Source organism: Quisquiliibacterium transsilvanicum, from assembly GCF_014202215.1.
Lineage (GTDB): Bacteria > Pseudomonadota > Gammaproteobacteria > Burkholderiales > Burkholderiaceae_E > Quisquiliibacterium > Quisquiliibacterium transsilvanicum.
The window spans coordinates 345,715-357,448 of record NZ_JACHGB010000005.1 but is presented as its reverse complement, the minus strand read 5'-3'; the positions used below and the strand labels follow the sequence as shown (position 1 = coordinate 357,448).

The following is an 11,734-nucleotide window of genomic DNA, read 5'->3' as shown; positions in this document are numbered from 1 at the left end:
GCCTGCGCGGCCACGCCTGTCCGATCAGGGCACGATGACGATCTTGCCGGTGACCTTGCGCGAGGACATGTCCTGCAGCGCCTGGACCGTGTCCTCGAGCTTGTAGCGGGCCGACACCAGCGGCTTGATCTTCCCGGTGCGCACCCAGTCCATCAGCTCGTCGATGACCTTCTGCCCCTCGACCGGCTCGCGCTGCGCGAAGCTGCCGTAGAACACGCCGACGATCGACGCGCCCTTGAGCAGCGCCAGGTTCAGCGGCAGCTTGGGGATCTCGCCGTTGGCGAAGCCGATCACCAGGTAGCGGCCGCGCCAGGCGATCGAGCGGAACGCGGGCTCGGCGAAGGAGCCGCCCACCGGGTCGTAGATCACGTCCGGGCCCTTGCCGTCGGTGAGCTCTGCGAGCTTCTTGCGCAGGTCCTCGGTGCTGTAGTTGATGGTCGCGTCAGCGCCATGCTCGCGGCACACCGCGAGCTTCTCGTCGGTCGATGCGGCGGCGATCACCTTCGCGCCCAGCAGCTTGCCCAGCTCGACCGCGGCCATGCCCACGCCGCCGGCAGCGCCCAGCACCAGCAGCGTCTCGCCCGGCTTGAGCTGCGCGCGATCGATCAGCGCATGGTGGGTGGTGCCGTAGGTGACCATGAAGGTGGCTGCGGTGTCGAAGTCCACGCCCTCGGGGATCTTGGTCAGCTGCGAAACCTTCGCCTTCGCCTTCTCGCCGAAGGCGCCGGTGCCGCTGCGCGCGATCACGCGCTCGCCCACCGCGTAGCCGGTCACGCCTTCGCCCACAGCGGAGATCACGCCGGCCAGTTCCGACCCCGGCACGAACGGCGGTTCAGCCGAGAACTGGTACTTGCCCTGGATCATCAGCACGTCCGGGAAGTTCACCGAACCGGACTTCACGTCGACGACCACTTCGCCCTTGCCCGGGACCGGGTCCGGCCAGTTCGGCTCGAAGACCAGGTTTTCGACGGGGCCGAGCTCCTTGCATACGACTGCGCGCATCCTGTTCGTTCCTTAGTTTGTACGGATGGAAAGGCGCGATGATGGGGGAAATCGGCGCGCGCCGCTCGCACGGACCCCAGCGCCTGGAACGCTGTCGTCAGGATCGATCTTCGGCTGGACCCGCGCCAACTCCGGCGAGCGGCGGCGCCCGTCCGGCCCAGGGCCGGGCCCGCTCCAGCTGCCCGGCCAGCCGCAGCAGCAGTGCCTCGTCGCCGAAGCGGCCGGCGATCTGCACGCCCACCGGCAGGCCTTCCGCGTTCCAGTGCAGCGGCACCGACATCGCCGGCTGCCCGGTGACGTTGAACAGCGGCGTGTAGGGCATGTACGCAAAGGTCTCGCGCGCCAACTGCTCCACCATGCCGCCGGCCCGGTAGGCCCAGCCCGCGCCCAGCGGATTGAGCAGCGCCATCAGCCGGCGATCCGGGGCACGCGGCTGCAGCGCGCCAATCGGCGCGGGCGGCCGGGCCAGCGTGGGCGTCAGCAGCGCGTGGTGCTCCACGAAGAAATTCCCCACCGCGCGGGCGGCCGCCTGCAACAGGTTCGAGGCCGAGGCGTACTCGGAGGCGGGCGTGGCGCGCCCGAGCAGGCCGAGCGCCCAGGTGGCGGGCTCGAAGTCCCGCCGGTGGGCAGGGACCCCGGTGGCCTGGGCGACCTGCTCGATCGTCGCGCGGGTCTCGGCGGCCAGCACCACGACGAAGGCCCGGGCGCAGGCCTCCGGGTCGACACTCGGCGCGGCCTCGACGAGTTCGTGGCCGAGCTCCGCCAGCAGCGACGCCGCGTCGGCCAACGCCCGCCTGCAGTCCTCGTGCACCGGCACGTCCGGGGCACCGAACATCGGTCTGGCAGTGAAGGCGATCCGCAGCCGCGGCGGGTCGAGGCGAGATTCGTCCAGGAAGGAAGGCGGCGCAGCGGGCGACGCGTAGGGGGCACCCACGTCCGCGCCGGCCAGCACATCCAGCATCGCGGCGCTGTCGCGTACCGAGCGCGTCAGCACGTGCTCGCTGGCAAAGCCGTGCCAGAACTCGCCGAACAGCGGGCCGGTCGGCGTGCGTCCGCGCGACACCTTCAGCCCGAACAGCCCGCAGCACGAGGCCGGGATCCGGATCGAGCCGCCGCCGTCGCCGCCGCTGGCCAGCGGCACCATCCGAGCCGCCACTGCCGCGGCCGAGCCGCCGCTGGAGCCCCCGGGCGAATGGGCCAGGCTCCACGGATTGCGCGTGGCGCCGAAGGCCTCGGGCTCCGTGTAAGGAACCAGGCCGAACTCAGGGGTGTTGGTCTTGCCGAGCAGCACTACACCCGCGACGCGCAGGCGCCTGACCAGCTCGCTGTCGACGGGGGCCGGCAGGACGCGCAGCGCGCGGCAGCCGCAGGCCGTCGGCACGCCTTGCACGGTGGCGATCAGGTCCTTGAGCAGCATCGGCACGCCGCGGAAGGGCCCGTCGGGCAGCGGCGCAGCAGCAGCCGCACGCGCCTGCTCGAACATCGGGAGGATCACCGCATTCAGCGCTGGATCGCGCAGCCGGACCCGAAGGATCGCCGCCTCCGCCAGCTCCGCGGGCAGCACCTCGCCGCGGCGCACCAGTTCGGCCAGGCCGAGGCCGTCGAAGCGGTCGTACTCGTCGATCGCCGCCATGACACGCCTCCCGTCAGCGCCCGCGCCAGGCTCCGTTCCATCTGCAGCATACGCCGGCTTGCGCGCTCCGCGTAAGCCGTGCAACCCTGCGCGGCGCGGGCCGATCCCGCGTCGATCTCGACAGACCCCACCGCGCAGAACCCACCCGCGAGGCCCGATGACCCGATTCGACGTATTCAACGGCGATGCCGACGGCCTGTGCGCGCTGCAGCAGCTGCGCCTGGACGACCCGCAGGAGGCCGTTCTGGTGACCGGCGCCAAGCGGGACAACGCACTGCTCGAGCGCGTTCCCGCCCAGGCCGGGGATCTCGTCACCGCGCTGGACATCGCGATGCCTGGCAACCGCGCCGCGCTTGTCGCGCTGCTGGGCCGCGGCGTTCGCGTGAGATATGTCGATCACCACGAGCCCGGCGAGGTCCCCGACAGCCCGCTGCTCGAGCTCACGATCGACACGTCCCCGGACGTCTGCACCAGCGCGCTCGCCGACCGCCTGGTCGAAGGCAGGCAGCGCCCGTGGGCCATCGTCGGCTGCTTCGGCGACAACATGAACGGCACCGCGCAAGGGCTCGCGGCTGCGCTCGGGCTCGACGATGCACGCCGCGCGCGCTGGCAGGAGCTCGGCGAGTGCCTGAACTACAACGCCTACGGCCTGAGCGAGGAGGATCTCGTCTACCGGCCGGCGCAGCTGTACGGCGCGCTGTCGCCCTACGCCGATCCGGACCGCTTCATCGAGCAGGAACCGCATTTCGAGCGCCTTCGGCAGGCGCGCAGCGCCGACCTGGAACGTGCGCTCGAGTGTCCCGCCGAGCTGCTGGGACGGAACGCCGTCCTGCACCTGCTGCCCGATGCCGCCTGGGCGCGCCGGGTGTCGGGCAGCTTCGCCAACCACGCGCTGAACGCCGACCCGGAGCGCGCGCACGCGATCGCCACGCCCCGGCCCGGCACCGGCCTGCTGCAGGTCAGCCTGCGCCTGCCGCGCAGCAGCGCGGCCAGCGCGCACGAACTGGTGCGGCCCTTCGGCGGCGGTGGCCGGCGCGGCGCCGCCGGCATCGACGCGCTCGACCCCTCGGAGCTGCCGCGCCTGGCGGAGCGCCTGGCAGCCCTCGACTGAAGCCGCGCCGGTCCTCGACTGAAGCCGCGCGGCCCTCTGCAGCAGCCGGGACCTGCTTCGCCCGCGCCGGTCAGGCGCTGCGCAACCGCACCATCCGCACCAGCAGGATCGCCGCCAGCGGCGCGAGCAAGGCCAGCGTGGTCGTCGTGATCAGCAGCGGCCCCAACGCCGAGTAGTCGGCAGGCACGGTCACCGTGCCGGTGGCCGCATCCTTCACCTCGCGCGTCACCACGAAGATTTCGTTCAGGTACCTGGCGCCCAGCTGCGAGGCCGACAGCGCCAGGTTCGTGAACGAGGCCATCACGGCGAAGTAGGTGGCCTTCAGGCGCTCCGGGGCCGAATTGGCGATCCACGCCAGCATCGGCACCATCGCCACCTGCCCGAGCGGCGACTCGAGCGCCGTGTCCACCAGCGCGATGAAGCGCGCGTCGACCACGCCGCCGGTCACCGACGCGGTCCAGTGGTGAAGGCCGTAGAACATGCCCACGATCGGCAGCGCCAGCACAGTGCCCGCCACCGTGAGCACCGCCACCACCTGGTAGATGGATCGCTCGGCCATGAAGCGCCTGAACGCGAACAGCCCCACCAGCGTGAGCGCCGCGGCGATCAGCGAGAGCTCCGAGAGGAACTGCTGGTCGAAGCCCAGCTCGTCGATCATCCACCAGGTGGAGCCCGCGCCCGGCCCCGGCAGGGCGCGGAACACGAAGATCACCACGGCGGTGCCCAGCAGCGTCGCGCGGGCCTGCGGCTCCAGTTCGCGCACCAGCCGCCACATCAGCACGACGATCACGGTCATCGAGGCGCCGAACACCAGCTCCTGCCCATGGGCGACGCCGCCCAGTCCGACGGCCATCGACACCGCGGCGAAGACCAGGCCACCGCCCAGCACCCACCAGTTGACCGGCGGACGCTCCACCTGCGGCTGCAGCCGCTCGCTCGCGGCGCGCGCGTCGAGCCCGGCAGCGACCAGCCGGCGCAGCGCACGCCGCGCGATGACGCCCGCCAGCACCACGCCCAGCACCGAGATCGCGGGGATCGCCAGCGCCAGCTCGTGGATGCGCACGTAAACCGCGACCCGCTCGGCCTCCGGCAGCGACTGCACGCCGCGCAGCATGAACACGTTGACCAGCGCCACCAGCAGGCCGCCGCCGATGATCGCCACGCGGCCCAGCGTCTGCATCGTGGTGTGCATCGCGCGGCGCCGCTCCTTGGCCAGCGGCTCGCCGCGCTCGTCCACGCGGGGCACCGCCTCGACGGTCATCGCGTCGGCGACCACGTCCTGCATCACGTAGCCGACCGGTGAGAGCAGCGCCGCAGCCACGTACCAGGCCTCCACGCCCGCATAGGCGCGCATCGCGTCAGGATTCGACAGCAGGCCGATCATGATCAGCAGGCTCAGCGCGATCAGGCTGGCGCCCAGGTACACCAGCAGCGACTTCCAGCGCCACAGCAGGTCCACGAGGTGGCCCAGCGGCATCTTCAGCGCCCAGGGCAACCCGGCCCAGAAGCCCAGCGCCGCCAGGAAGGCCGCGGAGAGCCCGAGGTAGTCCTTGACGAAGAAGGTGCCGACGATCGCGGTCAGGCCCGAGATGCCGGCGGCCATGTAGACCATCAGCGGCGGCAGGTAGGACCAGCGCAATTCGCGCGCGAGAGCGCGCAATGGGTGCCAGGCGCGGTGGATCATCGCTCGGCTTCGCGGCCCGCGCACGCGGGCTCCAGGGCTGTTCGCATCGTCTTCGGGTCTCGTCGATCGTCCGCAGGCGCCGGCCGGGGCCGGAATCGCCGGCCCTGCACGCCATGACGCATGCGCCACGGGGCGCTGCCGATCATGCCGGAATCGCCGCCCACGGTCGAACCGGCCTCGCAATCCCCGATTCGCCGCGTCGCGCGCCGGCCTTACCATGCCCCGACGACCACGCCGACCATGGAGCCCCGGATGACCGACCCCGCACTCGCAAGCCGAATCCTGGATGCCGTCGACGCCGGCTTCGACCGGCAGCTCGCCTTCCTCGCCGACCTGGTCCGGATGCCATCGCTGCGCTGCGCCGAGGCCCCGGCCCAGGACTTCATGGCCACCGCGATGCGCACGCGCGGACTGGCGGTCGACCGCTGGAAGATCGAGGTGGCTGACCTGCGCCACCTGCCGGGCTTCTCGCCGGTGGCCGTCTCCTACGACAACGCGTACAACGTGGTCGGCACCCACCGCCCGCGCACGCAGTCGGGCCGCTCGCTGATCCTCAACGGCCACATCGACGTGGTGCCCACCGGACCCGCCGACATGTGGACGCACCCGCCCTTTGAACCGGCGCTCAAGGACGGCTGGATGTACGGCCGCGGCGCCGGCGACATGAAGGCCGGGCTGGTCGCGAACCTGTTCGCGCTCGATGCGCTGGCCGCCGCGGGCGTGGCGCCAGCCGCCGACGTCCACCTGCAGTCGGTGATCGAGGAGGAGTGCACCGGAAACGGAGCGCTCGCCTGCCTGCAGCGCGGCTACCGCGCGCAGGCCGCGATCATTCCCGAGCCGATGGGCGAGTCGCTGCTCACCGCCCAGGTGGGCGTCATGTGGTTCCAGGTGAGGGTGCGCGGTCGGCCGGCCCACGTCGCCTACGCAGGCACCGGATCCAACGCGATCGAAGCGAGCTGGCCGCTGGTGCAGGCGCTGCACGCGCTGGAGCACGAGTGGAACATGTGCGGCCATCCCGCCTTCGAAGGGCATGCGCACCCGATCAACTTCGTGCTCAGCCGCATCGAAGGCGGAGACTGGACTTCCAGCGTGCCCGCCTGGTGCACCTTCGACATACGCATCGGGATGTTCCCCGGCATGGAGCTCGAAGGGGTGCGCGGCGAGATCGAGGCGACCATCGCGCGCGCATCCAGGGGCGACCCCTTCCTGGCCGCGAACCCGCCCGAGGTGGTCTATCACGGCTTCCAGGCGGTCGGCTACGAGCTGCCCGCCGGCACCGAGGCCCAGGCCACGCTTGCACGCTGCCACGAGCGGGTGGCCGGCGCGCCGCTGCAGGTCACGAGCTCGACGGCCACCACGGATGCCCGCGTGCTCGGCATCTACGGCGGCATCACGACGATGGTGTACGGGCCGCGCTCCGAGAGCATCCACGGCTTCGACGAGCGCGTGGACATCGAGTCGATCCGGCGCGTGACGAAGACGATCGCGCTGTTCGTGGCCGAGTGGTGCGGCACCGAGATGCGCGGCTGACGAGCTCGCCGGATAACGGAACCCGGGCCTTCCCTGCCCGCCGCCCGGTCCGCGGCGAAGCGTCCGCACCGCCGGTGCCGCCGCTATGATCCCCCCACCGAACCCTGCGGCCCCCCGGCTGCGTCGACGACGAGGCTAGCCCGATGATGTGGTCGCTGTCCCCCGAAGACCAGGCCTTCCGCGACGAGGTGCGCAGCTTCCTCGACGCCGAACTCACCGACGAACTGCGCACCGAAGGGCGCCGCAGTTCAGGCATCTACGCCGACTACGGCCCCGGAATCGCCTGGCACCGCATCCTCGCCAGGCGCGGCTGGAGCGTGCCGCACTGGCCCGTCGAGCACGGCGGCACCGGCTGGACGCCGATGCAGCACTACATCTTCGCCGCCGAACTCGCCGGCGCCGACGCGCCGCCGCTGGCGCCGAACGCGGTGAAAATGGTCGCTCCGGTGATCATCGCCTTCGGCACCGACGAGCAGAAGCAGCGCTGGCTGCCCGGCATCCGTGACGGCATCGACTACTGGGCGCAGGGCTATTCCGAGCCGGGCTCCGGTTCCGACCTGGCCTCGCTGCAGACCCGCGCGGTGCGCGACGGCGACCACTACGTGATCAACGGCACCAAGATCTGGACCACGCATGCCCACTGGTCCAACAGGATGTTCTGCCTGGTGCGCACCGATCCTTCGGCCAAGCCGCAGCGCGGCATCAGCTTCCTGTGCTTCGACCTCGACACACCGGGCATCACCATCCGACCCATCGTCAGCATCTCCGGCGATCACGAGCTGAACCAGGTCTTCTTCGACGACGTGCGCGTGCCGCTTTCCTCGCTGGTGGGCCAGGAGAACGACGGCTGGACGGTGGCCAAGTACCTGCTGCAGCATGAGCGCGGCGGCGCCTGGGCACCGCGGCTGCGCGCCCGCCTGCGCCGGCTGCGACGCGCTGCCGAGACCGCCTTCGCCGGCCTGCCCGGCGACATCCTCGAGCGCAGCGACATGAACCTCAAGCTTGCGGATGCCGAGTGCCGGATCGACGCGATGCAGGCCATGGAGATGGAGGCCCTGGCCGCGCAGGCGCGCGGCGCGCCCCCGGGCGGCATCGGCCCCTCGATGAACAAGATTCTGGGCACCGAGATGAAGCAGCGCATCACCGAGCTGGGCATCGAGATCTCGGGACGCTACGCGGTCGCGCGGGTGGCCATGCCGGACTGCGCGGCGCACGAGCTCACGCTGGACGAGGAGCCGGTCTTCAACATGTCCGCCTACCTGAACGACCGCGCCGCGTCGATCTACGCGGGCTCCAACGAAGTCCAGCGCAACATCATCGCGCAGCAGCTGCTCGCCGGCCGCTGACCCGCCCGACCCGACGGACCCGAACCCGATGACCGACCAAGCTGACACCACCGAAGCCGCCGACACCCGCGCAATGCTGCGCGACAGCCTGGCGCGCTACCTCGCAGACCACTACGGCTTCGACCAGCGCCGCCGCCTGCTCGACGAGGCACGGCTGGAAGCCCCGCTATGGCGCGGCCTGGGCGGCGGCCTCGGCATCGCCGGCGCGACGCTGCCCGAGGCGGCCGGCGGCATGGGCGGATCCTTCCTCGATGCCTTGGCGATCATGGAGACGCTCGGCGACGCGCTGGCCGCCGAACCCTACCTGTCGAGCGTGGTGATCGGCGCCGGCGTGCTGGCCCGCGCCGGCGGCGACGGCGCGCTGCCCCTGCTCGCGCGGATCGCCGCGGGCGAGGCCGTGATCGCCTTCGCACATGACGAACCCCACGGCCGCTTCGACGCCACCGCGCTGCACACGACGATCGAGCGCGGAGTCGACGGCGGCTGGGTGCTCTCCGGGCGCAAGGCGGTGGTGCAGTGCAGTCCCTGGGCGGATCACCTGCTGGTCAGTGCGCGCAACGCCGGCACTTCGTCCACCAGCCTGCTGCTGGCGGACGCGCGGGCGCCGGGCATCGTGCGCCGCGACTACCGGACGCTGGACGGGGGCTGGGCCTCCGAGCTGCGCTTCGACGGGGTGGCGCTGCCCGCCGGAGCAGTGGTCGGCGAAGCCGGCGCTGCCCAGCCACTGCTGGAGCGCGTCCTCGACGAGGCCACGCTGGCGGTCTGCGCCGAGGCGGTCGGCGTGCTACGCAGGCTGATGACCGACACCGCCGACTACATCCGCCAGCGCCGGCAGTTCGGCGTGCCGATCTCGAGCTTCCAGGTGCTGCAGCATCGCCTGGTCGACATGCACATCGCGCTGGAGCAGGCCCGCGCCCTGACCTGGGCCGCGGCCGCAAGGATCGATGCCGCGCCGGCGCAGCGCGCCGCGGCAGTTTCATCGGCCAAGGTGATGACCGGGCGCGCCTGCCGCGCGGTCGGCCAGGGCGCGGTGCAGCTGCACGGCGGCATGGGAATGACCGACGAGCTCGCCATCGGCCACTACTTCAAGCGCGCAACGCAGATCGAGCTGAGCTTCGGCTCCACCGACCAGCACCTGCGCCGGGTGGACCGGCTGGCCGGCGCAGCCTGAAGCGCGCCAGGGTCCGACTGCCGCCACGCATGCCACCAAGCCGCCCGAGGCCCGCAGCGGCTGCACAAAAACCAAAGGAACTGCGATGCCCTCCTGGATCGAACTCACCGCCGACGACGGACACCGCTTCTCTGCCTGGGTTGCCGAACCCCTCGGCAAGGCCCGCGGAGCGGTCGTCGTCGCGCAGGAGATCTTCGGCGTCAACGCCCACATCCGCGCCGTCACCGAGAGCTACGCCGCGGACGGCTACCTTGCCGTGGCCCCTGCGCTGTTCGACCGCGCCCAGCGCGGCTTCGAGACCGGCTACACGCCCGAGGACATCGCCACCGCGCGCAAGGTGATGCAGGGCCTGACGATCGACGACGCGATGAAGGACCTGGCCGCCACGCTGTCCTGGGCCGCGCGCGCCGGCCGGGTCGGCGTCACCGGCTTCTGCTGGGGCGGCACGGTCGCCTGGGTCGCGGCCGCACGGCTGGACGGCCTGGCCTGCGCGGTGCCCTACTACGGCGGCGGAATGCCAGGCTACATCGGCGAAGCGCCACGCTGCCCGGTGATGATGCATTTCGGCGAGCACGACACCATGCCCAGCGCCGAGCAGGCACGCTTGATCGCGGCAGCCCACCCGTCGGCGATCGCCCACTTCTACGACGCCGGGCACGGCTTCAACTGCGACCAACGCGCGTCCTTCGACGCAGCCGCCTCAGCGCTGGCGCGCAGCCGCACGCTGGAATTCTTCGCAAAGCACCTCGGCTGACGCCGGGGCGGCAGGGCTAGCCCGCGCCGCGGGTCCAAGCCCGATCTCCCAGTCCACACCGGCGGCCCGGTCCACACCAGCCCGGTCCACACCAGCCCGGTCCACACCAGCCCGGTCCGCGCCGGTGCCGGCGCTACGGCACCACCACCACCGGCGCGAAGCCGCCGCCGGGCGTGCGGAAGTTCGTTGTCTGGCCCTGGTACATACGCGCGGCCAGCATCTGCACCCGGCCCCGGTACGCGTAGGCGCGCACGTCGAACTTCAGGTCCGAGGGCTCGCCGTCGCGCGCCACCGCCCGCTGCGACGGCGGCACCAGTTCCTGCGCGACGAAGGCTCCGGCCAGGATCTCTTCCCAGACGCGCCGCGTCAGCTTGTCGCCCCGCCAGGCCGCCCTGGCGCCGTAGCCGGCCACCGGCTTGAAGAACAGCTTGCGCCGCTGCGCCCAGAGCTCATCGGCGGCCTCCGGAGTCACCAGCCGCGTGCGCGGCACCGTCGCCGAGAGCGTGCGGCGGTCCGCGTCCGCCGCACCCCAGCCGGCAAGCAGGGTTTCGTCGCCGAGCAGCACGAGGTTGCGCTTGTCGGCCATCAGCGCGTGGGCGCGCGGGCCGGGCGTCAGCACCACCGCGCCGGCCTCGTAGGCGCTGCGCAGCGCCGCGTGGCGCGGCTCCGAAAGGTCGAAATCGGTGAGGCGGTTGTAGACGAGGTCGATCGGCGTGCCTGCGCCGCTGCCCGCCGGTCCGGTCTGGCCAGCGAAGCCCGGCGCGCCCTCCGTCCCGGTATCGTCCGTTGCCACGAGCCGGCCGTCCCGCCAGCCGAGCGCGCACGCATCGACCACTCGTGCCGCGATGCCGTTGCGCTCGAACAGCTGGCGGTAGAGCTCGAATTCGGGCGCCAGGTACTGCCCGGCCGGCTCGTCGTCGACGATCGCCACGCTGCGCAGCGGAGCGTCGCCGCGCTGGCTGCGCCACTCATCGATGAACACCTGCAGGAACACCCGCTCGAGCACGTCGGGGCCGGGGAGCCCCGGGCCCGGGGCCTCGGGAGCATCGCCGCAGCAGGCCCGCTGCGCACGCATCAGAGCCAGGTTCAGCAGCGCGCCGCCAGCGTTGGTGTTGATCTCGATCAGGCGCGGCCCGTCGCCGCCGACGTGGAAGTCGAACCCCATGAAGGCGCCCGACGGTCCGAAGTCGTGCCGCGCGATCGCAGGAGCCTGCCCGAGCGCCCGCGCCCGATAGCCAGGCAGCGCGCTCACGCGCTCGACCGCTGCCGCCGTGTCCGCGATCGTCCGCGCCACCGCCTGCGACACGAACACCGTGGTCGCCGAGAACAGGTGCGGGCGGGCATCGAGCACCTGCCGCGCCGCGTCCCCGAGCCCCGCGTCGCGCTCCAGGCGCTCGTGCAGCACGGCCTCGTCGAGCGTGCGGCAGTAGCAGGCCTCGTTCAGGGTTTCGGCGAGATCGGGTGCAGCGTGCGACGTGGTCGGCTCCATGCGGCGATGGTACG

The 11,734-nt window shown here is 71.9% G+C and carries 9 protein-coding genes; 5 read left to right on the top strand and 4 right to left on the bottom strand.

Translation table 11 applies throughout. The features are described 5' to 3' along the window. Positions 1-24: 24 nt before the first annotated feature. Positions 25-1,002 (bottom strand): NADPH:quinone oxidoreductase family protein, encoded by a 978-nt coding sequence (locus HNQ70_RS14110; RefSeq protein ID WP_183968706.1) that lies wholly within the window; start codon positions 1,000-1,002, stop codon positions 25-27. Positions 1,003-1,099: 97 nt separating this feature from the next. Then, positions 1,100-2,635 (bottom strand): amidase, encoded by a 1,536-nt coding sequence (locus HNQ70_RS14105; RefSeq protein ID WP_183968704.1) that lies wholly within the window; start codon positions 2,633-2,635, stop codon positions 1,100-1,102. Positions 2,636-2,792: 157 nt separating this feature from the next. On the opposite strand from HNQ70_RS14105, the gene HNQ70_RS14100 reads away from it, so the two are divergent. Beyond that, on the top strand, positions 2,793-3,746 hold the full coding sequence (locus HNQ70_RS14100; protein ID WP_183968702.1) for an acetyltransferase: 954 nt from the start codon (positions 2,793-2,795) through the stop codon (positions 3,744-3,746). 70 nt (positions 3,747-3,816) lie between these two features. Here HNQ70_RS14100 and HNQ70_RS14095 read toward each other — a convergent pair whose 3' ends face one another. Then, entirely contained in the window at positions 3,817-5,430 is a 1,614-nt protein-coding gene (locus HNQ70_RS14095; RefSeq protein WP_183968700.1) for an MFS transporter, read from the bottom strand. 252 nt (positions 5,431-5,682) lie between these two features. Between HNQ70_RS14095 and HNQ70_RS14090 the strand changes: the two genes are divergently transcribed. The 4 genes from HNQ70_RS14090 to HNQ70_RS14075 all read left to right on the top strand — a co-directional run bounded on the left by HNQ70_RS14090 (position 5,683) and on the right by HNQ70_RS14075 (position 10,231). Further along, positions 5,683-6,960, top strand: a complete 1,278-nt coding sequence (locus tag HNQ70_RS14090) for an ArgE/DapE family deacylase (RefSeq protein WP_183968698.1) — start codon at positions 5,683-5,685, stop codon at positions 6,958-6,960. A 143-nt stretch (positions 6,961-7,103) separates the two neighbouring features. Then, positions 7,104-8,306 (top strand): acyl-CoA dehydrogenase family protein, encoded by a 1,203-nt coding sequence (locus HNQ70_RS14085; protein WP_183968696.1) that lies wholly within the window; start codon positions 7,104-7,106, stop codon positions 8,304-8,306. 28 nt (positions 8,307-8,334) lie between these two features. Continuing rightward, positions 8,335-9,477, top strand: a complete 1,143-nt coding sequence (locus HNQ70_RS14080) for an acyl-CoA dehydrogenase family protein (protein WP_183968694.1) — start codon at positions 8,335-8,337, stop codon at positions 9,475-9,477. Between the two features lie 85 nt (positions 9,478-9,562). After that, positions 9,563-10,231, top strand: a complete 669-nt coding sequence (locus tag HNQ70_RS14075) for a dienelactone hydrolase family protein (protein WP_183968692.1) — start codon at positions 9,563-9,565, stop codon at positions 10,229-10,231. Between the two features lie 133 nt (positions 10,232-10,364). Here HNQ70_RS14075 and HNQ70_RS14070 read toward each other — a convergent pair whose 3' ends face one another. Continuing rightward, complete coding sequence (locus tag HNQ70_RS14070; protein ID WP_183968690.1) at positions 10,365-11,720, bottom strand: hypothetical protein; 1,356 nt, start codon at positions 11,718-11,720, stop codon at positions 10,365-10,367. Positions 11,721-11,734: the final 14 nt, after the last annotated feature.